General features: G+C 63.6%; 17 protein-coding genes. 7 read left to right on the forward strand and 10 right to left on the reverse strand.

Annotated elements, in window-relative coordinates:
• Nucleotides 1–44: 44 nt before the first annotated feature.
• The 4 genes from lysX to P3G66_RS24015 all read left to right on the forward strand — a co-directional run bounded on the left by lysX (nucleotide 45) and on the right by P3G66_RS24015 (nucleotide 6398).
• A complete protein-coding gene (gene lysX / locus P3G66_RS24000) occupies nucleotides 45–3401 on the forward strand; it encodes a bifunctional lysylphosphatidylglycerol synthetase/lysine--tRNA ligase LysX (RefSeq protein ID WP_042453336.1) in 3357 nt (1118 codons plus the stop codon).
• 13 nt (nucleotides 3402–3414) lie between these two features.
• Nucleotides 3415–4305, forward strand: coding sequence for an alpha/beta hydrolase (locus tag P3G66_RS24005; RefSeq protein WP_007735816.1), 891 nt, complete (start codon nucleotides 3415–3417; stop codon nucleotides 4303–4305).
• 78 nt (nucleotides 4306–4383) lie between these two features.
• A complete protein-coding gene (locus P3G66_RS24010) occupies nucleotides 4384–5793 on the forward strand; it encodes a diguanylate cyclase (protein ID WP_054188716.1) in 1410 nt (469 codons plus the stop codon).
• A 5-nt stretch (nucleotides 5794–5798) separates the two neighbouring features.
• Nucleotides 5799–6398, forward strand: coding sequence for a histidine phosphatase family protein (locus P3G66_RS24015; protein ID WP_003943544.1), 600 nt, complete (start codon nucleotides 5799–5801; stop codon nucleotides 6396–6398).
• On the opposite strand, the gene P3G66_RS24020 is transcribed toward P3G66_RS24015, so the two are convergent.
• The 6 genes from P3G66_RS24020 to P3G66_RS24045 form a co-directional block, all read right to left on the reverse strand.
• Nucleotides 6399–7388: an oligopeptide/dipeptide ABC transporter ATP-binding protein gene (locus P3G66_RS24020; RefSeq protein WP_054188717.1), complete on the reverse strand. Its 990-nt coding sequence runs from the start codon at nucleotides 7386–7388 to the stop codon at nucleotides 6399–6401.
• Nucleotides 7388–8485, reverse strand: a complete 1098-nt coding sequence (locus P3G66_RS24025; RefSeq protein WP_003943600.1) for an ABC transporter ATP-binding protein — start codon at nucleotides 8483–8485, stop codon at nucleotides 7388–7390. The genes P3G66_RS24020 and P3G66_RS24025 overlap by 1 nt, the downstream gene beginning before the upstream one ends.
• Entirely contained in the window at nucleotides 8482–9576 is a 1095-nt protein-coding gene (locus tag P3G66_RS24030; protein ID WP_007735813.1) for an ABC transporter permease, read from the reverse strand. Before P3G66_RS24030 ends, P3G66_RS24025 begins: the two co-directional genes overlap by 4 nt.
• Nucleotides 9569–10525: an ABC transporter permease gene (locus P3G66_RS24035; RefSeq protein WP_003943571.1), complete on the reverse strand. Its 957-nt coding sequence runs from the start codon at nucleotides 10523–10525 to the stop codon at nucleotides 9569–9571. The genes P3G66_RS24030 and P3G66_RS24035 overlap by 8 nt, the downstream gene beginning before the upstream one ends.
• A gap of 127 nt (nucleotides 10526–10652) precedes the next feature.
• Complete coding sequence (locus P3G66_RS24040) at nucleotides 10653–12272, reverse strand: ABC transporter substrate-binding protein (RefSeq protein WP_003943605.1); 1620 nt, start codon at nucleotides 12270–12272, stop codon at nucleotides 10653–10655.
• 182 nt (nucleotides 12273–12454) lie between these two features.
• Nucleotides 12455–14050: a Na+/H+ antiporter gene (locus P3G66_RS24045; protein ID WP_030536674.1), complete on the reverse strand. Its 1596-nt coding sequence runs from the start codon at nucleotides 14048–14050 to the stop codon at nucleotides 12455–12457.
• 26 nt (nucleotides 14051–14076) lie between these two features.
• On the opposite strand from P3G66_RS24045, the gene P3G66_RS24050 reads away from it, so the two are divergent.
• Both P3G66_RS24050 and P3G66_RS24055 read left to right on the forward strand, forming a co-directional pair.
• A complete protein-coding gene (locus tag P3G66_RS24050) occupies nucleotides 14077–14397 on the forward strand; it encodes a UBP-type zinc finger domain-containing protein (protein WP_003943615.1) in 321 nt (106 codons plus the stop codon).
• Between the two features lie 292 nt (nucleotides 14398–14689).
• Nucleotides 14690–17002 carry a pyruvate dehydrogenase gene (locus P3G66_RS24055; RefSeq protein WP_276117200.1) on the forward strand — a complete coding sequence of 771 codons (2313 nt, stop codon included), beginning with the start codon at nucleotides 14690–14692 and terminating at the stop codon, nucleotides 17000–17002.
• A gap of 91 nt (nucleotides 17003–17093) precedes the next feature.
• Here the strand turns inward: P3G66_RS24055 and P3G66_RS24060 are convergent, their stop codons facing one another.
• Nucleotides 17094–18713 carry an ABC transporter substrate-binding protein gene (locus P3G66_RS24060; RefSeq protein ID WP_192712815.1) on the reverse strand — a complete coding sequence of 540 codons (1620 nt, stop codon included), beginning with the start codon at nucleotides 18711–18713 and terminating at the stop codon, nucleotides 17094–17096.
• 174 nt (nucleotides 18714–18887) lie between these two features.
• Complete coding sequence (locus tag P3G66_RS24065; protein ID WP_003943546.1) at nucleotides 18888–19178, reverse strand: putative quinol monooxygenase; 291 nt, start codon at nucleotides 19176–19178, stop codon at nucleotides 18888–18890.
• Between the two features lie 71 nt (nucleotides 19179–19249).
• Here P3G66_RS24065 and P3G66_RS24070 point away from each other — a divergent pair, with 71 nt between their 5' ends.
• On the forward strand, nucleotides 19250–20152 hold the full coding sequence (locus P3G66_RS24070) for an SDR family NAD(P)-dependent oxidoreductase (RefSeq protein WP_003943614.1): 903 nt from the start codon (nucleotides 19250–19252) through the stop codon (nucleotides 20150–20152).
• A gap of 1 nt (nucleotide 20153) precedes the next feature.
• Here the strand turns inward: P3G66_RS24070 and P3G66_RS24075 are convergent, their stop codons facing one another.
• Complete coding sequence (locus tag P3G66_RS24075; RefSeq protein ID WP_042453658.1) at nucleotides 20154–20879, reverse strand: hypothetical protein; 726 nt, start codon at nucleotides 20877–20879, stop codon at nucleotides 20154–20156.
• Between the two features lie 149 nt (nucleotides 20880–21028).
• Entirely contained in the window at nucleotides 21029–21901 is an 873-nt protein-coding gene (locus tag P3G66_RS24080) for a hypothetical protein (protein ID WP_192712814.1), read from the reverse strand.
• Nucleotides 21902–22109: the final 208 nt, after the last annotated feature.

Genomic DNA, 22109 nt, shown 5'->3' on the forward strand with positions numbered 1-22109 from the left:
CACTTAGCGTGAGGATCTGATCGACCGGTAGGAGAGGAAGCTCGATGGCACCATTGACCGAGGTATCGGACACCACTGCAGAGTTGGTGGAATCGCCACCCGAAAATCCGCGCCAGGCGCGTCGATTCCGCAAAGGGCGGTTCAGCCAGGTTCCCCATATCTCGGGACTGATCCTCGGAGTCTTCTCCGTACTGGTGTTCCTGTGGAGCATCTCGCCGGTACTGCGGCATATCCTCCGCGTCCCACGCGAATACATCGACAGCTACTACTTCGACGCACCGGATACGAGCCTGTCGTGGGCGCTCGTCGTCGCCCTGCTCGCCGCCGCCCTCGCGAGCCGCAAGCGCATCGCCTGGTGGCTGCTGACGATCTACCTGTCACTGATCACCCTCACCAACATCGCCTCCGCGATCGTCGACAAGAACCCGAACAACGCCGTGGCCGTTGTCGTTTTGCTTGTCGTGATCGGAATCCTCATCGCGGCGAGGCCCGAGTTCTACACACGCGTACGGCGCGGCGCCGGCTGGAAAGCACTCGGCGTGCTGATCGGCGGCATGGCTGTAGCGACCGTGATCGGTTGGGGCCTTGTCGAACTCTTCCCAGGTGACCTACCGCAGAACCAGCGATTCCTGTGGGCCCTGAACCGCGTCACCGCGGCGGCTTCGGTCGACAACGAGGTGTTCGACGGCCACCCGCGTGTCTTCGTCAACACGGTCCTCGGTCTCCTCGGTGCCATCGCGCTACTCGCCGCCGTCATGACGCTCTTCCGCGCGCAACGCTCCAACAACGCCCTCACCGGAAATGACGAGTCCGCGATCCGCGGGTTGATCCAGAACTTCGGTGCCGACGACTCTCTCGCTTACTTCGCCACCCGCCGCGACAAGGCGGTCATCTTCGCGCCGAGCGGCAAGGCCGCGATCACGTACCGCGTCGAGATCGGCGTCTGCCTCGCCAGTGGTGATCCCATCGGTGATCCTGAAGCGTGGCCGCACGCCATCGAAGCGTGGCAGGGGCTCGCGTCGCAGTACGGCTGGGCGACGGCCGTCATGGGCGCCAGCGAAACCGGGGCGACGGCATACAAGAAGGCGGGCCTGAGCGTCCTGCAGCTCGGCGACGAAGCGATCCTGCGCACCCGCGAGTTCAATCTCAACGGACGCGACATGCGCCCGGTGCGCCAGGCGGTCACCCGCGTGAGGCGTCACGGCGTCACCGTGCGGATGCGACGCCATCGCGACATCCCGCCCGAGGACATGGCAGCCGTCATCATCCGCGCCGACGACTGGCGCGACACCGACACCGAGCGCGGCTTCTCCATGGCGCTCGGCCGACTGGGCGATCACCTCGACGGCGATTGCCTCCTCGTCGAAGCCGTCATGGGTGAAGGCACCGAGGACGAAAGCGTCGTCGGCATGCTCTCGCTCGTGCCGTGGGGACCGAACGGTGTTTCGCTCGACCTGATGCGCCGTAAGCCGACGGCGCCCAACGGTGTCGTCGAATTGATGGTCTCGGAGTTGGCCACACGTTCGGACGAGATCGGCGTCGTGCGAGTTTCGCTCAACTTCGCCGTGTTCCGCTCGGTGTTCGAGGAAGGTTCGCGCATCGGCGCGGGCCCGATCCTCCGCATCTGGCGCTCGGTGCTCGTCTTCTTCTCCCGCTGGTGGCAGCTCGAAGCGCTGTACCGCTCGAACGTGAAATACCAGCCGGATTGGGCGCCGCGCTTCCTCTGCTTCGAGGACAACCGCGAACTGCCGCGCGTCGGATTCGCGTCGGCCATCGCCGAAGGCTTTGTGGTGCTGCCCAGTTTCGGGCGCAAGTCCAGCCAGGTCGTCAAGCACACCGGTACGCATGCGGCGGTGCCGGCAGCTCTGGTGACGTCCGAAGGACTGCATGCCGACGGCAGCCCGCCGGACTCGGCGCCGACGGTCACGACCAACGGTCCGCGTCGACCCGAGCAGGTCCGCGTGCGCATGAACAAGCTCGCGCAACTGGCCGACGAAGGGATCGCCGCGTACCCCGTCGCCTATCCGCCGACCCACACGATTGCCGCCGCAGCGAAGTCACCGGAGGGCACCCGCGTGCGAATCGCGGGACGCCTCCTGCGGGTCCGCGACTACGGCGGAGTGGTGTTCACGGACGTGCGCGACTGGTCCGGCGACATCCAGGTTCTGGTCGACCAGGACAACGTCGGCCGCGAGAAGTTGGCGGAGTTCGCTGCCGAGTTCGATCTCGGTGACCTGATCGAAGTCAGCGGAACCATCGGGCGCAGCCGCAAGGGCGAGCTGTCGCTCATCGCCGTCGAGTGGCGCATGAACGGCAAGTGCCTGCACCCGCTGCCGGACAAGTGGAAGGGCCTCTCGGATCCCGAGACCCGCGTCCGCCAGCGGTACCTCGACATCGCCCTCAACCCGAAGGCCCGCGAACTGCTCGAGGCTCGAAGCGCCGTCGTGAAGTCGCTGCGCGATTCACTCGGTGGTCGCGGATACCTCGAAGTCGAGACCCCGATTCTGCAGCAGGTGCATGGCGGCGCGAATGCCGCTCCGTTCCTGACACACATCAACGCGTACAACCTCGACCTCTATCTCCGCATCGCACCCGAGCTGTACCTGAAGCGGTTGTGCGTCGCCGGTATGGAGAAGGTGTTCGAGATCGGCCGCGTGTTCCGCAACGAGGGCGTCGACTTCAAACACAATCCCGAGTTCACGATCCTCGAGGCCTACGAAGCCCACAGCGACTACGAGGGCATGATGCGGATGTGCCGCGAGCTGATCCAGGCGGCGGCCGTCGCAGCATTCGGTCGCGAGATCATCATGCGTCCCGGCCCGGACGGCGAACTGGTCGAGGTCGACATCTCCGGTGAGTGGCCGGTGAAGACGATGCACGGCGCCGTCGCCGAAAAACTTGGTGTCGACGTCTCCCCCGAGACAAGTCTCGAAGACCTGCAGAAGTTGTGCGACGCCAATGAGATCCCGTACCAGTCCAGCTGGGATACCGGCGCCATCGCGCAGGAAATGTACGAGCATCTGGTCGAGGACTACACGGAGTTTCCGACGTTCTACACCAACTTCCCCACCTCGATGTCGCCGCTCACCCGGCCGCACCGCAGCATCCCCGGCGTCGCCGAGAAGTGGGACCTGGTGGCGTGGGGCGTCGAACTCGGAACCGCATACAGCGAGCTGACCGACCCTGTGGATCAGCGCAACCGGCTCACCGAGCAGTCGATGCTCGCGGCCGGCGGCGACCCGGAAGCGATGGAATTGGACGAAGACTTCCTCCAAGCCCTCGAACACGCGATGCCGCCGACGGGTGGTCTCGGGATGGGCGTCGACCGAATCGTCATGCTGATCACGGGTGGCAGCATCCGCGAGACGCTGGCCTTCCCCCTCGCGAAACCGCGTCAGTAGTCCGGATTCTCGCGTGCCGGAATTGTTCCACGTGAAACCACCGGGCGAGATCTTGCAGGTCGGCGAGAGCCGACTGCATGTTCTTGCCGAGGGCGACGGCCCCGTCGTCGTCCTGTGCGGTGGGCTGGCGGGCAATTGGTTCGACTGGGATGACTGCGCGCGTCATCTTCAGTCGGACCACACCGTCGTCCGCTTCGATCGCCCGGGCTTCGGGCTCAGCGAGCCTACTTCCGAAGTTCCGACCGTCCGCGGCGAAGCTCAGCGGATCCGCGACGTGCTCGACACTCTGGGACTGAGTGGTCCGGCCGTGGTGGTCGGCCACTCCATCGCCGGCTTCTACGTCGAAGGCTTCGCGCGCCTGTTCCCCGATCGGGCGGCGGGGATGCTCCTCCTCGATTCCAGTGCCGAGAAGGAGCCGAAACGTCTTTTCCCCCGCGACCTGCTGCTGATCGCCTCCCGAGCCGCCGCGGCTTCGTTCAGCACCACCGGGCTCCAACGACTCCTCGGTACGACGACGCGCAAGATCCTCAACCAGTCCGTGCCGCCGAGTGGGTCGTCCGAAGCCACTCTCGAATGGGTCCGGAAGATCTACCGCGAGCCTCATTATCTGGAAGCGGCGATGATCGAATACGTCGCGTACACCGATATGGCGCTGGAGCTCACCGCTTTACGACGCTCGAGCAAGCATCCACTGCCCGACATCGACCTCAGCGTCGTAGCCGCACACACTGGCCACACCACTCCCTGGTCCATCGCCTGGATGGCAAAGCAGCAGAAACTCGCCACCTACCTCGGTGGGAGTTTTCACGTCCTGCGCCCGGCGCATCACCACGCGATGATCGACCAACCCGAGGAGTTGGCGAACTTGATTCGGCGCCTCACGCAGCCGAACCGTCGGGGATGACACTTAAAGTTACAACTCGGACAGTAGCCGGATCATTGCTAGTCTCGGACAGCTTCTGCTTTCTACGACAGGCTGACCATGGACCGTTCGACACGTCGGGTGCGCTCGTGCCTGATTTTCGTGGCGATCCTCGTTGTCGCCCTGGCGGGCATCGCCGCCCGTCCGCCCGGTTTTCTGTCGACCTTCTGGCCCGCCAACGCGATCCTTCTGGGCATTCTCCTCCGTAACCCGCGCTCGTTTGCGCCGATCGGACTCGCTGTCGGCGGCGCCGCGCTGCTGACGGCGGATCTTGCGACCGGAAGCCCCGTGCAGAGGGCCTTCGAACTGAATGCGATCAATCTGGTCGGCGTCACGACAGGATTGATCGCCGCGAACTTGCTCGGCTGCTTTCCGCGGCGAATCTCCGAGACGAAGTACACGGCCAGAATCTTCCTCATCTCGGTTCTGGCGTCGTTCACGGCCGGGTCCGCCAGCGCACTACGCACTCAACTCCACGAAGGAAGCGGTGCGGCAACGGAATTGGTGGGGTGGTTCTTCGCCGACCTGTGTACGTATCTGATCGTGCTGCCGATCGTTCTGTCGGCACCGACGCTCGAACACATTCGAAGAACCTGCGGGCCGTCCGTGCGGCAGAGTCTGCGCTTGAGGCGGCTCGCACAGATCCTGGCGCCTCTGGCCGCTCTCCTGGCCTGTCTGCCACTCGCCCTGGAGGTTCAGGGAGCCCTTGCGCTGCTGCTGCCGATGCCGGCGCTCCTGTGGTGCGCAATGCGTGTCTCACTGTTCAGCACTTCACTCCTGGCAGCCGGATGGAGCGCGTGGGCACTGGTCATGGCGGGTAAGGGACGTCTGGCACTGGCAGATCCGGTGCACCTACTCAGTGAGGGGGTGACCACCCGGATCTCCGTCATCTTGATGGCACTCTCCCCCATCGCCGTAGCCGTCGCCACTGGCGCACAGCGGCGCGCTGAGCGAGAACTCCAACGCATCGCCGAATGCGACGCCCTCACCGGAACGCTGAGTCGCCACGCGTTCTGGACCCAATCGCAGGAACTCCTCGACGCCCAGCACGCGGCACAACGACCGATCGCCGTCATGATGCTCGATCTCGACCACTTCAAATCGATCAACGACAACCTCGGTCACCTCACCGGCGATTCGGTCCTCGAACAGTTCGGAAACACCCTCCTCGCCGCTACCGAAGGGCTGGGACTCTCCGGCCGACTGGGTGGTGAAGAATTTGCCGTCGCCGCCGCCGACTGCACCTTCGAGGAAGCCATCCACCTCGCGGAGCGCATCAGAGAGGCGCAAGAGGCCCACGCGCGATCCATTCGCGGTTTCGCGGGAACGGTCAGTATCGGCGTCGCCTGGGCCGATCGCGCGATGCCGGGCATGGAGACTCTGCTCGATATCGCCGACAACGCGATGTACCAGGCAAAACGCGACGGCCGAAACCTCGTGGTGGCGTTCGATCTCTACATGGCAAGGTGACGTAGGTGCAACTACTCCTGATCCGACACGCGCTCCCCGAACTGGCCGAGGTCACCGAAGGCCGCGCAGATCCCTCGCTGACCGACGAAGGTCGTGCCCAGGCACTACGGCTGCCCGCAGCACTGGCGCCGTACCGGATCACCGGACTCTTCAGCAGCCCGCAGAAGCGCGCACTCGAGACCGCAGCCCCGGTAGCGCAGATATTGGGCCTTCCGGTCACCCAGCGCGAGGGTCTGGCGGAATACGACTACGAGCAGCCGCACTACATCCCGATGCACGAGGTCCTGGAGCGGGCGCCGGAAACCTATGCGCGAATCAAAGCCGGCTGGCTCCCCGAGTCGGTGGACGGCGACGCCTTTCGTGCGCGAGTCCTCGGTGCGATCGACGAGATAGTCGCGGCAACGGACAACGACGCCACCGTGGCGATCTTCTGCCACGGCGGCGTCGTCAACATCGTTCTGCAGGAACTGCTCGGACTGGAGCGCCCGTTGACCTTCCCGATCGAGTACGTGTCCGTCACGCGCATTCTCGTGTCGCGAAACGGAAGCCGCAGGGTCGGGTCGATCAACGAAACCGGTCACGTACGCAACATGCTTCGCGTGTAGTCACACGTTGTGGCACGCCACCTGATGGCCGCCCTCGACGAGACGCAGCTCGGGAACTACCTCGGCGCAGAGATCAGTAGCCAGCGGGCACCGCGTGCGGAAGCGGCAGCCACTGGGCGGATTGAGCGGCGAGGGCAGTTCGATGACCTTCTGCTCGACGTTCTGCGCCGCAGTGACGGTGGCGTCGGGATCGGGAATCGACGCCAGCAGTAGCTGCGTGTACGGGTGCAGCGCGCGGTTCTGCATGTCTTCTGCGGGAACGATTTCGCAGACGCGGCCCAAGTACATGATCATCACGCGGTCACTGATGTTCTTCACGACGGCCATGTTGTGCGCAATGAACAGCAGCGACAGCCCGTGACGCTTCTTCGCGTCCTCGAGCAGGTTCAGAATCTGCGCCTGCACGGAGACGTCGAGGCTCGAGACCGGCTCGTCACAGATCAGGACCTTGGGGTCGAGCATCAATGCGCGGGCGATGCACACGCGCTGGCACTGACCACCCGAGAGTTCGCGTGGGGTTCGATCCCACACCATGTCCGGGTCCAACCCGACCTCGGCAAGAACCTCGCGTGCCCGAGCGTCGATGGCGGCCTTGTCTTTTCCACCCCAGATCGACGGACCCTCGGTGATGAGAGCCTTGACCTTGCGACGGGGATTCAGGGAGGAGATGGGATCCTGAAAGATCATCTGCAGCTGAGTACGGCTGCGACGCAATTCTTCCGCGCCCAGTGCCGTCATTTCCGTCTCTCCGAGGCGGATCGAGCCCGACGTCGGTGAGGGCAACTGCATGATCGCCCGGCCCGCCGTGGACTTGCCACAGCCGGATTCACCGACCACGCCCAAGGTTTCGCCCGGCGCGACGGTGAAGCTGATTCCGGACACGGCGTGAACCGTCTGCCCCTTGCCGACGTTGAATTCGACAACCAAGTCCTCGACCGTCAAGGCCGCGTCCACCGTCTCGGACTGCCTGGTATCGGTTGCTGCAGTCATCAGACCATCTCCTTCACCGCGAGCGTCAGGCCCGCTGCGGTAGTGCCGGCCTTCTCGTTGGCGACCAATGCCGTTGTGCCTTCAGGGGTGTCGACCGGGTAGTGGCACGCGAACGTGTGGCTTTCGGTTGTGTTGTCCCCCGGTCCGCCGGGAGCCAGGGCCGGGTCGCCGGTCAGGCAGTCGTCCTGGGCGTAACGGCAGCGAGCCGCGAAGCGGCAACCGGTGATCGGCTTCGTCATGTCCGGGAGTCCACCCGGAATTGTCTGCAGCACTGTGTGCGTCGGCGATTCGAGTCGCGGAATCGCGGCCATCAGCGCTTCGGTGTACGGATGACGCGGACGAGTGAACAACTCTTCGGTTGCCGACGTTTCCACAACGGAACCGGCGTACATGACCGCAACACGGTCCGATCGACCCGAGACCACACCGAGGTCGTGGCTGATCAGGATGACGGCCATATTGAGCTTGTCGTTGAGTGAGGCGAGCAGATCGAGAATCTGCTTCTGCACCGTCACGTCGAGAGCGGTGGTCGGCTCGTCCGCGATCAGCAGTTTCGGCTCGCAGGCCAGGGCCATCGCGATGACCACGCGCTGTCGCATACCGCCCGAAAGTTCGTGGGGGTACTGGTCGAGCCGACGCTTGGGCTCGGGGATACCCACCATCGACAGGAGTTCCGCTGCGCGATCGCGGGCCGCGTCCTTCTTCAGACCCAGGTGGAACTTCAAGGATTCGGTGATGTGGGTACCGATGCGCTTGAACGGATTGAGCGAGGTCATCGGATCCTGGAAGACCATGGCGATCTCGGGTCCCCAGAAGTGCTTCATCTCCGACTTCTTCATCGTCGACATGTCGCGGCCGGCAAACGTCACCGTCCCGCTGATGTCGAGAGCCGGACCCTTCTGGAGCAGTCCCATGATGGTGCGCCCGAGAACCGACTTGCCGGAACCGGATTCACCCACGATGCCGAGAGTCTCGCCGGCGGAGACGTGGATCGAGACACCGTCGACTGCTCGCAACTGGCCACGGGGAGTGGCGAATACGGTTCTGATGTTGTCCGCCTGCAGCAGCGGAACGCCGTTCTGAGCTGAAGTGGTCACAGCTTACTCCGATACTTCTCGCCGATGAGGTTGAAGGAGAACACCGTCAGGAAGAGGAAGACGCCTGGTACCAGGACGATGAACGGATGCTTCTCCACGATCCCGCCCTGACCTTCCGCAATCATGTTGCCCCAGGTCGGATCAGGTTGTGCGATACCGAGTCCGAGGAAGCTCAGTGATGCTTCCGCGACGATCAGGCCGGAGACGGCCACCAGGCCGAGCGCGGCGACGGGAACGAGGACGTTGGGAACCAACTCGCGCCAGATGACGCGCCATTTGGTGGCGCCCATGGCTCTCGCGGCAAGCACGAACTCCCGTTGGGCGACGACGATGGTGTTTGCCCTGGCGATTCGAACCATGCTGGGAATGCAGAGAATCGACAGTGCGAGGGTGATGTTGCGCAGGTTCGACGTGAGCACCGCGGCCAGTGCGATGAGCAGCACCAGAGAAGGAATGGCCAGCAGCGAGTTGGTCAGGATTCCGACCACGGCGTCGACCTTGCCACGGAAATAGCCGGCCATGACGCCGATGGTGCCACCGATGATCATGCCGATCAGCACGGCGCAGATGGCGACAGTCAAGGAAGCGCGCGCACCGAACAGGGCGCGGGCGAGCAGGTCGAGACCGAAGTTGTTGGTACCCAACGGATGATCGGAGAGCAGGCTCGGCGATGCGAAGCCCGGCTCGGCCAAGGTCTTGACCGTGTCCTTGTACTCACCGAGCGGCAGCAGCGGCGCGAAGATCGCGGCCAGGATCAGCGCGACCAGCCAGATGCACGCCAACCAGTACGAGAGATCGAACTGACTGCCCCACTTGGACGTACCGAGTTTGCCGAGCCCCTTGAAGAGGAAAACCAGGGCAACGAGCGCGAGCACGATGCGGACGGTCATCATGATCGCTGAACCGAAGAGTGCGGTGCCGAGCAGCGCAACGCCGACCACTGTGAGAATCGATCCGATCAGGACCAGATTCTTGGGCTGTTCCAGCGTCTCGACGGGACCGGGAGCCAGCAGGACTGTCTGCTGCCGGTATGTCATCACCTCGGACGGGGCCGGCGACGGGGCCGCTCCGTCTGGCGTCACTTCAGACATGGACACGACGACTCCTCGGGTCAAGATAGGTGTACAGAACATCGATCGCACTGTTGACGAGGACGTAGATGACCGCGATCACGACCACCGCGCCGAGCAGCATCGGCGAATCACCCTGCTGCGCTGCGCGGACGATGAGCGTGCCCATTCCGGGCAGCGAGAACAGCGTCTCGACGATCACGGTGCTGCCGATCATGCCGCCGAGAGCCAGACCCATCATCGTGATGAGCGAGAACGACGACGGGCGGAGCGCGTCACTGAAAAGCACTCGCAGCGTGGGCATTCCCTTGGCCTTCGACGCGAGGATGTAATCCTCACGGAGCGTCGTCACCAGGTCGGATCGGAGAACGCGAGTGAACATCGCCATCTCGAGGAGGCTGATGGTGATCGCGGGAAGTATTGCGTGTGAGAGGTTTCCGGAGAGGCTGTCGCCGATGCGCACCCACTGTGATCGCGGGAACCAGCCGAGCCAGTTGACGGTGACCATGATCAGCAACAGACCGGCGAGGAAGCTCGGGACGGAAAGAACACCGAACGTCGCGGCGCTGATGACGCGGTCGATGACGCCGCCTTCGTGGTGCGCCGACCAGAGTGCGAGCGGAACTGCGACGACGAGTGCGATGACCAGACCCATCACTGCCAACTGAACGCTGACGGGGAGAGCGGAACTGATCGCGGTGAGGACGTCCTGCTGCGGGGGAACGAGCGAGTTGCCGAGGTCGCCCTGGAGAGCGCTGGTCAGCCAGTCCCAATAGCGAACCAGGAGTGGATCGTTGAGTCCGAGCTGCTGCCGAACTTCCTCGTACTCGGCAGGCGTTCGGCCTTCACCGAGAACGGAGACAGCGGGATCGCCGGGGATCAGTGATGCCAGCACGAAGGTTCCGAAGCTGACGATCAGGATCACAATGACGAGCTGGCCCAATTTCTTACCTATTGCGCCGATGTTCATCGATTTCGTCTCCTTCGGACAGCGAGCTCGCAATACACAGCAGTTCCTCTGATTTCATTTCTTCGTTCGCAGCCGGCCCCGATCCGCTGCAATACGGGCGCGGGGCCGGCTGTGAACTTCAGGCTCTCTAGGACTTCCAAGCTCCGTCGAAGAGCACGATTCCGTCGAGGCTCTGCTCGAGTCCGTGAACGTTCTGGTTCCACACGTCGAGTGCGGCGACGTTGCCCCACACCTGCCACGGGACGGTTTCGTTGGCGCGTTCCTGGATCTGGGCCAGGACTGCCTTCTTGTCCTCGTCGGTGGTTGCGACGCCCAACTTGTCCAGGAGAGCATCCATTTCGGCGTCGGAGTAGCCGGTCGCGTTGTTACGGCCACCGGACTTGATGCCCGTGTACAGACGCTCGTAGGGATCGGCCTCGGCGAGGCTCAGTGCTGCGGTGCTCATGTCGTAGTCGTGATCGGCGTACATCCGCTTGACCAGATCACCTGCACCGGTGACGTATTCGATCTGAGCGTCGAAGCCGACTGCGTTGAGCATCGCCTGGATGGCCAGAGCCGTCGCCTGTGCGGACGGTTCCTGGATGGAGAGGAAGGTGATCTTTCCGTCGTAGCCGTCGGCCTTGGCCTGATCGAGCAGTTCCTTCGCCTTGGCGGGATCGACGCCGATCGGTGCGACGTCGTTGTGCCAGCGCGAGGTGTCCTGGAAGATCTCCTGGCCGGGCAGTCCCTTGCCGTTGTTGACGCGGGTGTTGAGCGTCTCCGGATCGACGGCCAGCGCCATCGCCTGGCGGACACGGACATCCGAGCCCGGGCGGCCCGGGGCCATGTTCACGTTGGCGATGTAACCGAGCGACGGGATGTCGACGAAGCCGGGGTAACCCGACTCGATCAGATCCAGGATCGGGGTGAGCGTACGCATGTACGCGGCGTCGATGCCGCCCGTCTTGAGTGCTTCGGCGGTGGGCTGAGCGCCGACGATGCTGATCAGCTTGAGCTTGTCGATGTTCGGTGCGCCGTCGTAGTAGTCGGGGCGAGCAGCCAACAGCAGTTCCTCGTTGGGAGCGAACTTCTCGAGGGTGAAGGCGCCGGCGCCGATCGGGGTGAACTGGTCACCCTGCTGGGCGCTCGGGGCGACGATCATGCCGGGTCCGGTGGCGAGCATCGACTGGATGCCTGTCCACGGATCAACGAGGTTGAAGACTACGGTCGTCGCGTCGGGGGTGTCGATCGAGGCAACCTTGGAAGCCCACAGGCTCGACTGAGGTCCCTTGTTGGTGACGTAGCGGTTGATGCTGTCGGCGACGGCCTTCGAGTCGAGAGCTGTGCCATCGCTGAACTTCACACCGTCGCGGAGCTTCAGCGTCCAGGTCTTGCTGTCCGAACTCGCTTCGAGCGACTGAGCGAGCTTGGGCTCGAACTTCTGCCCGATCGGGTCGTAACGCATGAGCACGTCGTAGATGGCGCTGAGCTCGCTGCCACCGGTGGCGCCGGCAACCTGAGCCTTCGCGGGATCGAGAGTCGTGACCGCCGAGTAACCGCTGAACGTCAGCGTGCCGCCCTTGGTGGGAGTGCCGGGATCGGCCTGCTCGTTGACCATGCCGATCTTCAGCGAGGAACCGGAATCAGCGGATTCGCCGCCGCCATTGCTCGAGCCGTTGTCGGCGCACGACGCCAGGAACATACTTGCGGTGATCGCCAGCGCAGCCGCAGCCAATCTGCGACTTCCGCGGCGGGAACTACGACTCATTCGAATGCCTCCAAGGCGGGGTAAGACCGTGACGTGATGTTGAACACGAAACAGTCTGTGATGGGAGGCACAGAAAATTGGATCGAGTCTCGCTCAGTGGAATCGGTTAAGTTGCAGGCCTCAACAGTCAGGTAAACCGACCCTGGCCAGCGGTTACCTTCGTGGACAGCAGACCAGCCGGTCTAGTCCCGGTCGAGCGTCGCTTCCTCGAGATCGAGCTCGCGAAGCACCTTCCGGAGGACCTCGTCGTCGATCCGGCCGGCATCGCGTTCGGCGATGAAGACGCCTCGCTCCGCATCGATCATCTCGAGGCGCAGCGAGCGGAAGGCGTTCGACGGGCTCTCCCCCAGATCCTCGTCGCTGCGTCCCAGTCGCTCCCACGCCGAGTTCGCGCGGTGGGTGTTCCAGCTTCGCAAGATGTCCGCGGCACGATTGCGGACCTGAGGGACGTCGTCGGCGTCGGCTCCGACCAATTCGTCCAGCCGCGCCGCAGCGGCCCGTGCAGCCTTGTCCTGGGCTGCCGCCTCGGCGCGGGCGTCGGACTGCTCTTCGTCCCCCTGCACGCCGAGGACACGGATCACCCACGGCAACGTCAGGCCGTGCAGCAACAGTGTGCCGACCACGACGACAAACGTCAGGAAGAGGATCAGCGAACGGCCCGGGAAGTCCTCCCCACTGTTGACCGTCAGCGGAATGGCGAAGGCAGCTGCCAGCGACACGACCCCTCGCATACCGGCCCACGACACGACGAACACCGCCCGCGCCGAAATCTCCGGCTCCCTCGCTCGAATACGCGGCGACAGCCAGCGCGGTACGTACGTGAACGGGAACACCCAGGCGATTCGGACCACCACGACGGTCACGAGAACGGCAACCGACGCCCAGACGACGATCGAAGTGCTGTACCCCTGCAATCCGTTGACGACACTGGGCAATTGGAGACCGATCAACAGGAAGACGAACGACTCCAGGATCAGGTCGACGGCCCTCCACACTGCCGTGTCCTGCAAACGCGTCGCATAACTCGCGCGGGTGGAGCGCTGGCCGAGGAACAATCCGGCTACGACGACCGCGATGACGCCCGACGCGTGGACCTCTTCCGCAGCCAGGTAGGTGAAGAACGGCACCACCAATCCGATTCCGCTCTCCATCACCGGATCCTGGAGCTTGCCGCGAACCTTCGAGATGACGAACCCCACCGCGAGGCCGATCACCGTTCCACCGACCGCCGCGACGAGGAAGGTCTCGAAGCCGCCGATCAGCGTCGCACCCGTACCGACGGCAGCCGCGAGAGCGACCTTGTACGCCGTCAGAGCGGTGGCGTCGTTGAGCAGGCTCTCCCCGCCCAGCAGGGTCATGATCCGGCGCGGCAGGCCGAGCTTGCGTCCGATTGCGCTCGCGGACACCGCGTCCGGCGGCGCCACGATGGCGCCGAGAACCAGAGCAGCCGCTATCGAGAACTCCGGCACGATCAGGTAGGCGACAAAGCCCACCGCAGCCGTCGTCGCCAGCGGAAGCCCCACCGCGAGAAATCCGATCGGACGCAGATTCGAGCGCAAAGCCAGGTATGAACTGTCCAGTGCTGCCGAGTACAGAAGTGGAGGCAACACGACGAACAGGACGAGGTCGGGATCGAGTTCCAATTCCGGAACACCCGGTATCTGACAGGCGATCAAACCGACCAGGACGAGGATCAGCGGCGAAGACAGCCCGAACCTTCGCGCGACCGCCGCCACCAGCAACGCCGCTACTACAACCCCCAGTAATATGCCGTTCACCCTGGCAGCATGCAGTATGGAAGGCGATGAAGAAAATCCTGAAGCGAGCAGCAGCTCGCACACAGCAGCCCGCACCCGCTCCCACCGGTTGCGAGGAACTAACCAATGCGCCCGAAACAGACCCGGCGGCGCTGACGCCCGGCGTCTGCCAGGAGTGCGCCGAGTTGGGTGAGGATAACTGGTCTCACCTGCGCATGTGCCTGTCCTGCGGCCACGTCGGATGCTGCGATTCCAGCCCTCATCAGCACGCCACCAACCACTACCGCGAAACCGGGCACCCGGTCATGCGCTCACACGAGCCCGGCGAATCCTGGCGCTGGTGCTACGTCCACGACCTGATGGACTGACCGCGCGCGACTGGCGGTGCACTGCGCATAGTGCCCACCTGTCACGGCGCACAGCCCTCGGTGTTGCGCACATTGCTCAATCCACCGGGTAGCTATTGCCCAATCTGTATGCCGATGATGGACTTTGACGCAGAATCTGCACAACAGATCGACAGGTGCGGCTGGACTTTGCCGCACCGAACGGTTCGGCCTCAGGAAGTCCTGCCAAACATCACAACCACATCGTCGGCCCCACGATCTGGGGTACAGGCGGTGCGGTGATCGATGTCCACTACTGAAGGCAGGACCGGCCGTGAACAGCCCCAACATCGACCAGAACGCTCCCGAGTCACTGGCGGAGATCGAGAAGCGCGTTCTGTGGTTGTCGACCGCGATGATCCATCACGCCAACCGTGTCCGTCCGAATCCCAGCGGGCTCAAGGTCGGCGGCCATCAGGCCTCGTGCGCGTCGATGGTCTCGATCATGACGTCGCTGTGGTTCGGCCAACTTCGTTCCGGCGACCGGGTTTCCGTCAAGCCGCATGCGGCGCCGGTGCTCCACGGCATCAATTATCTGCTCGGTGAACTCGACGAGTCCTACCTGACGACTCTGCGCGAATTCGGGGGCCTGCAGAGCTACCCGAGTCGATCGAAAGATCCTGATCCGGTGGATTATTCGACCGGTTCGGTGGGCATCGGCGCGACGGCTCCCATCTGGGGCGCCATCGCTCGCCGATACGTCGACGCCTCCCTCGGCGGCGCCGGAACCGGGCGTCAGTACTCCCTGGTCGGTGACGCCGAACTCGACGAGGGCGCTGTGTGGGAAGCAGTTCTCGATCATTCGGTTGCCGAACTGGGTGAGATCGTGTGGATAGTCGACCTCAACCGCCAATCACTCGACCGGGTGGTGCCGAACATCGCGGCAACCCGCCTGGAGCGCATGTTCTCGGGTGCCGGCTGGCAGGTCATCACCGTGAAGTTCGGTGCGCTGCTCGAATCACTGTTCACCCGGCCGGGCGGCACCGCGTTGCGCGAACGAATCCTGGACATGCCGAATCCGGAGTACCAGCGCCTGCTGCGATGCACGGCCGACGAGGTACGTCTGAGACTGCCCGGCGACGCGGCGGACGCCGACGCGATCACGGCGCTGATCGACGACCTCGACGACGCCACGGTGCTCGAAGCCATCCGCAATCTCGGTGGCCACGACCTCGACGCTCTGCGAGAGGCGTACGCACAGATCGACGACACCCGTCCCACCGTGATCATCGCGTACACGATCAAGGGTCGGGGTCTGCCGACGCAGGGTCATCCGCAGAACCACTCGTCGCTGCTCACCACCGAGCAGTTCGAGCACCTGGCGTCGGAACTCGGCATGGATCCGTCGAATCCCTGGGAACGGTTCGAGACCGACAGCCCGTCCGGCCGCATCTGCGCCGAAACCGCTGGGCGCCTGGCTCGCCCGAAGGTGGAGCATCTGGTGCCCCCGGCAGTTCCGAAAGACATCGGCCGTACGCCCTCCGGCACGTCCACCACTCAGGCAGCTCTGGGCCGGGTACTACTCGACCTGAGCCGCGAAGCGCCGGACGCCGCGAAACGTGTTGTCACACTGAGCCCGGACGTCAGTTCCACCACCAACCTCGCAGGCTGGCTGAACAAGGTCGGCGTGTGGTCCCCCGACGAGCGGCACAACTGGTTTGCCGACGACGCCGAAACGATCATGCACTGGCGTGAGAAGCCCACCGGTCAGCACATGGAACTCGGCATCGCCGAGACCAACCTGGTCGGACTGATGGGCGAACTCGGTGCAACCTGGAGTCGTTGGGGCCAGCCACTCTTCCCCATCGGGGTGATGTACGACCCCTTCATCGAGCGGGCTCTCGAACCGTGGTCGTACGGCATCTACGCCGGAGGGCAGTCGATCATGGTCGGCACTCCGTCGGGCGTCACCTTGGCCGCCGAAGGTGGTGCGCACCAGTCGATCAAGACCCCGTCCATCGGACTGGAACAGCCGGGTTGCACCAGTTTCGAACCGGCATTCGCCGTCGACGTGGAGTGGACGCTCCTCGACAGCATCGGACGCCTCGGTCGCCCGGACGGCAGCTCGTCGTATCTGCGCCTGTCGACCCGTCCGGTCGATCAGGCCCTGGCCGCGGTACCGACCGATCCGGCTGCGCGAGAACGCCGTCGACGTCAGGTGGTGGCCGGGGCATACACACTGCGGCACAACCCTGATCCGGCCGTCACCCTGGTCGGCATGGGTGCCACCGTCACCGAAACACTGGTCGCAGCCGAAAGACTGGGCGAGCAAGGTATTTCCGCCGACGTCGTGTGCGTGACCAGCCCCGGCTTGCTCTTCGAAGCGCTCCAATCGCGGCGCGGTCTCGCGGACGGTCCGTCGTGGATCCTGGATCAGGTCTTTCCGAGCAGCCGGTCCGCGCCGATGGTCACCGTTCTCGACGGGCACCCGCACACCCTCGCGTTCCTGACGGGAATCAACAACGTTCCGGGTGCTGCGCTCGGAGTGAGCCGGTTCGGTCAGGTCGGTTCGCTCGAGGACGTCTACCGGTACCACGGCCTCGACTCCGACAGCATCGTCCGCGCCGCCCTCGATCTCACTTCTTGATCGATCACACTCTCTGATGCCGAGAAGCGTCCCCGCAGGGACGCTTCTCGGGTCCAGTCAGTTCTTAAGTTCTTCAGTTCTTCAGAAGCCTTCAGTTCTTCCAGGCCTTGTCGAAGAACATGATTCCGTCCAGGCTCTGCTGAATGCCGTGGACGTTCTGTCCCCACACACCGAGCCACGGGGTGTTGCCGTAAACCTGCCACGGCACAACCTCGTTGGCGCGCTCCTGGATCTTGGCGAGCACCTCGATCTTCGAGTCGGTCGACGTCGCGACACCCAATTGATCGAGCAGCGTATCCATCTCGGGGTCGGAGAAGCTCGTGGCGTTGTTCCGTCCACCCGACTTGAGATTGGAGTACAGACGCTCGAAAGGATCGGCTTCCGCGAGGCTGGCGGAACCTGTTGCCATGTCGAAGTCGCGGTCGGCGTACAAACGCTTGACGACGTCGGCAACCGAGTTGACGTACTCGATCTGGAAATCGAATCCGACGGCGTTGGCCATCGACTGCAGTGCGAGAGCCATCGCCTGCGCCGAATTCTCCTGCAGCGTCAGGTATGTGATCTTGCCGTCGTAACCGTCAGCCTTGGCCTCGTCGAGAAGCTGCTTCGCCTTTGCGGTGTCGACGCCGATCGGAGCGACGTCGTTGTGCCAGCGAGAGGTGTCCTGGAAGATGACCTGCCCGGGCAGACCCTTGCCCTCGTTGAGTCGGTTGTCGAGTGCGACGGGATCGGTTGCGAGCGCCAATGCCTGACGGATGCGCACGTCGGCACCGGGACGACCGGGTGCCGTGTTCACCAGCGACAGGTACGACAGCGACGGAATGTCGACGAAGCCCGGGTAGCCGGAGTCGATCAGATCCAGCACGTTCGGTAGCGACCGCATGTACGCGACGTCCGTGCCGCCGCTCTTGAGCGATTCGGTGGTGGACTGCGAACCGACGATGCTGATCAACCGCAGCTTGTCCACGTTCGGGGCACCGTCGAAGTAGTCCTCCCGAGCGTCGAGGATCAATTCCTCGTTGGGAGCGAACTTCTCGAGGGTGAAGGCACCCGCGCCGATCGGGGTGAACTGATCACCTTGCTGGGCGCTCGGCGCGACGATCATGCCGGGGCCCGTCGAGAGCAGTGACTCGATACCGGTCCACGGGTCGACGAGATTGAAGACGACCGTCGACGGATCCGGAGTGTCTACCGACGCGACCTTCGACGCGTACAGACTCGACTGCGGTCCCTTGTTGGTGACGTAGCGATTGAGGCTCGCCGAGACGGCCGCCGAATCCACCGGCGTCCCGTCGCTGAACTTCACACCGTCACGCAGTTCGAGGGTCCACGTCTTGAAGTCGGAACTCGGCTCCATCAACTCTGCGAGCTTCGGAACGAATTCCTTGGACGCCGGGTCGTACCGCAGGAGCGTGTCGTAGATCGCGCCCAACTCCGAACCGGCGACCGAACCGGCGATCTGAGTCTTCGCCGGATCGAGATTGGTGACGGCGGAGTACCCGCTGAACGTGAGGGTGCCGCCCTTGACCGGATCGCCCTCGCCGGACTGCTCGTTGACCGGGCCGATGGACAATCCCGAACCGGAGTCCGGTGCGTCGCCGCTCCCACCCCCGTTCCCGCTGTCAGCGCACGACGAGACGAACAGGCCGGCGGAGACTGCCAGCGCGACGGCGGCAACCTTGCGGTGACCGCGCCGAGAACTGCGACTCATTCAAAACCTCCAGGTCAGAAACTGTGATGTGAAGCATTGTCGAGACAGTTTGTGACTTAAGGCACAGGTATTAGTCGCAGGTCCCGCTCAGTGGAATGGAGCGCGACGATTGGTCAGTTTTCGAGCGACATTCGCAGGTCAGACCCTTAGCGAAGGTCAGGAATTCATTCTGATTCAGGCGCCTTTCAACGGATGAATCGCCGGAGCGCCGTCGAGAAGTGGTCCGGCGGCGGCCAGCGCGGCCTGCAGATGCGGGGACTGCATGTGAGCGTCCAACTCCTCCTGCCCGCGCCAAGTTTCGATCGTGACGAACGTGCCGGGCGCAGCCGCTGACTCGAACAACTCGTACGACACACAGCCGTCCTCGGACCGACTCGCCTCCGCGAGAGTTGTCAGAGCCGATCGGACGTCGTCCTCGGAACCGGACTTGGCCGGGATGGTTGCAACTACACGAAGCTCGCTCATCGGATACCTTTCGCAGAGGGGAAGTCAGCTAGAGACACACGCCACAAACGTACACACGAAAAGGGCAACCAATGGGGCTACTCAAGGACGTCACCGGCTGGCGACGCGGAACGAAGTTGCAGCGTCGACTGCGCGATCTCACCGGCACGCTGGTGGTGATCACCGGTGCGGGCAGCGGCATCGGGCGTGAAACGGCCCTCGCCTTCGCCGCCCAGGGAGCTATCGTCGTGGTCTCCGACATCAATCTCGAAAGCGCGCAGGACACTGCGGCACTTGTAAACATCCCTTCGCAAGCGGGCGGCGCCGAAGCAGTGTTCGGTGGCGGTGCCCACGCCTATCAGGTGGACGTGTCCGACGAACAGGCCGTGATTCGGTTCGCGGAGACGGTCGCGGCACATCACGGCGTACCGGACATCGTCGTCAACAACGCCGGAATCGGGTTCTCGGGAACGTTCGCCGACACCGAGCAGCGCCAGTTCGAGCGCGTCATGGACATCAACTTCTGGGGAGTTGTCTACGGCTGCCGGGCCTTTACCCCGATGATGATCGACCGGGGAACAGGTGGGCACGTCGTCAACCTGTCCTCGGCCGCCGCGTACACGCCACAGAAGGCGCTCACCGCGTATTCGACAAGCAAAGCAGCGGTATTCATGCTCTCGGATTGCCTACGGGCAGAACTGCTTCCACACGGCATCGGCGTCAGCACCATCTGCCCTGGCCTCGTTCACACGAACATCCTCAAAACCACCGAATTTGCCGGGACCACCGCCGAGGAACAACTCGAAAATCAAACCAAGGTCGACAACTTCTACCGCAAGCGGAACTTCACTCCTGATCGAGTGGCCAGTGCCATCGTGAAAGCAGTTCGCACGAACAAGGCCGTCGTGCCCGTGACCGTCGAAGCCAAGCTCGGACGCACGATCAGCCGGTTGTCTCCCGGGTCGATGCGCGTCGGAGCTCGGTTCGAGATCTAGGTCAGCTTCCGAAACTCAGGCTGCCCGTGAAACCCTGCTGCACATCGGCTTCCGAGCGGGGAAGAACCTCGTAGGTGCTGGCGTACTGGCCACTGAAACCGGTGACGGTGATCGGGCGTCCGACGGCGACGGCATCGAGGTCGATTCCGGTCTGTGTGTTGACGAAGATGACGGTGTTTCCCTCGGCGCCCGAGACCAGGATCTTGTGACCGTACGGCAGATCGTCGACGACGGGTCCGCTCACGATTCCGGACACCGTCACGAGACGACCTTCGCTACCCTCACCGATTGCATTGAGGGGCAGTCGCGCCGGGCTGATCTGGGAGGTCGTGCCGATTACCTCGACGGCAGTCGGGCGGACGACGAGCAGGCCTTCCTGATCCGCGAGGACTCCGGTGACCTGAACCTGATCGCCGAGAGCAATCCCGGAGTTGTTCGGATCGCTGATGTAGATGCCCGAATTTCCGCTCTGGAGACCAAAGCCCTTGTCGTAGAAGCTGGATTCGAAGACTCCCGACGGCGTAGTCGCGGTTCCCACGACGGTGACCGTCGTTCCGATGGCCTGCGCACGGGCTGCCGCGATGGAGTCCGCGGACACCTCACCGACGACTGCCGCCGGCTCCGCCGTTGCCGCAGTACCGACAAACATCGTGGCCGCGGCCGCAACTGCCAGTGCTGTCACACCCCGGCGCAGGACCGGACTCGCAAGAACGCTGTCTCGAAACATGTTTGAGGACTCCCCTGTGATTTCGTGGCCGCGCAGGTCCTCCTGATGGAGTCCGCCTTCGCCCACCCTGAGGCACAGGTTATTACAGGTCGGACGCCGCAGCGGTGGTGACATTCCGTCACCACCGCTGCTTCAAGGCATCCGAGTTTTCAGGAACCGGAGCTTCCGGACGAACCGCTCGAGCCACTGGAACCGCTGGATCCTGTTCCGCCACCGAGATCGTCGAGAGGATCGCTACCGGTGAGGCCGCCCGGGTACAGGTAGGCGTCGGAGATCGTGCTGAGCGAGGTTCCCGACGTGGCCGGTACCTTTGCTCGCCAGTTGACGATCGGGTTCAGCACTCCGAACGGTCCGCAACCACTGGCGGCGGGCAGCGCGAAGCCGGTGGCCTGGTTCCCGACCGGGCTCACCTTCAGTGCATTGTCCGGGAGCACCGTGTAGGTCGGTACCACCGACGGGTCAGGCGCGAGACGAAGATTCACCGGCGCAGCCGCGGAGCCCAGGTAGCAGTTGTCACCGAGGAACGCGTTGTTGATCTTCATCCGCACCGGGATGCTCAGATCCATGTCGGTGATGATTCCGTTGAGGGTCGGCGCAGCCGTTGCCTCCACTTCGGCGGTGACTGCGGCCAGGCCGAAGAGATTGCCGAACGGAAGATCGATTCCCAGGACTCCACCCGGAACGGTCAACGGCTTGGAGTAGACACCGTTGTGTCCGTCGTCGCGCGGGAGAAGAACGGTGGACTCACCTTCACCGGAGCCGGCCTCGGCGGCGATGATCATGTCGCCTCTTCCGATCGGGAGGTTGAAGCCGTTGTTGTCGAAGGTTCCGCTCTGAACCACAACCGACACACAGGATTCTGCAGTAGCCGGACACACTGCGGCACCGGGTATCGAATTGTCGACCGGATCCTGAGCCGAGGCCATCGGCGCCGCGAACGCGAGGACCGCACCTGCGGTACCTGCAATGACGGCCACGCGCGTGCCGAGACGTCTGTTGCCGTTCTTGTGAGATTTCTGCACTGATTTCTCCCTGCCGTTTATGTGATGGGGGACGAAACTCGCAGTCATTGCTTGTGTTTCGACCGCCGCCGACAAGGTCTTTGCGGTGTGCTCCTACTCACAAGTAACAACTGAACAGATGTATATCACAGGACTTCGACTTAAAAACAGGGCAAAAGGGAGTTTCCTTAAAACGGACAAAATAAGCGGTACGGTGTGTAACACTCAC

This window comes from Rhodococcus sp. C3V (genome assembly GCF_029269915.1).
Lineage (GTDB): Bacteria > Actinomycetota > Actinomycetes > Mycobacteriales > Mycobacteriaceae > Rhodococcus_F > Rhodococcus_F qingshengii.

Excerpts from the sequence above, each read along its gene's own strand:
- P3G66_RS24065 (WP_003943546.1), bottom strand. The coding sequence starts at position 19,178 with ATGAGCGAGCTTCGTGTAGTTGCAACCATCCCGGCCAAGTCCGGTTCC.
- P3G66_RS24030 (WP_007735813.1), bottom strand. The coding sequence starts at position 9,576 with ATGTCTGAAGTGACGCCAGACGGAGCGGCCCCGTCGCCGGCCCCGTCC.
- P3G66_RS24075 (WP_042453658.1), bottom strand. The coding sequence starts at position 20,879 with ATGTTTCGAGACAGCGTTCTTGCGAGTCCGGTCCTGCGCCGGGGTGTG.
- P3G66_RS24060 (WP_192712815.1), bottom strand. The coding sequence starts at position 18,713 with ATGAGTCGCAGTTCTCGGCGCGGTCACCGCAAGGTTGCCGCCGTCGCG.
- P3G66_RS24020 (WP_054188717.1), bottom strand. The coding sequence starts at position 7,388 with ATGACTGCAGCAACCGATACCAGGCAGTCCGAGACGGTGGACGCGGCC.
- P3G66_RS24040 (WP_003943605.1), bottom strand. The coding sequence starts at position 12,272 with ATGAGTCGTAGTTCCCGCCGCGGAAGTCGCAGATTGGCTGCGGCTGCG.
- P3G66_RS24010 (WP_054188716.1), top strand. The coding sequence starts at position 4,384 with ATGGACCGTTCGACACGTCGGGTGCGCTCGTGCCTGATTTTCGTGGCG.
- P3G66_RS24050 (WP_003943615.1), top strand. The coding sequence starts at position 14,077 with ATGAAGAAAATCCTGAAGCGAGCAGCAGCTCGCACACAGCAGCCCGCA.
- P3G66_RS24035 (WP_003943571.1), bottom strand. The coding sequence starts at position 10,525 with ATGAACATCGGCGCAATAGGTAAGAAATTGGGCCAGCTCGTCATTGTG.
- P3G66_RS24070 (WP_003943614.1), top strand. The coding sequence starts at position 19,250 with ATGGGGCTACTCAAGGACGTCACCGGCTGGCGACGCGGAACGAAGTTG.
- lysX (WP_042453336.1), top strand. The coding sequence starts at position 45 with ATGGCACCATTGACCGAGGTATCGGACACCACTGCAGAGTTGGTGGAA.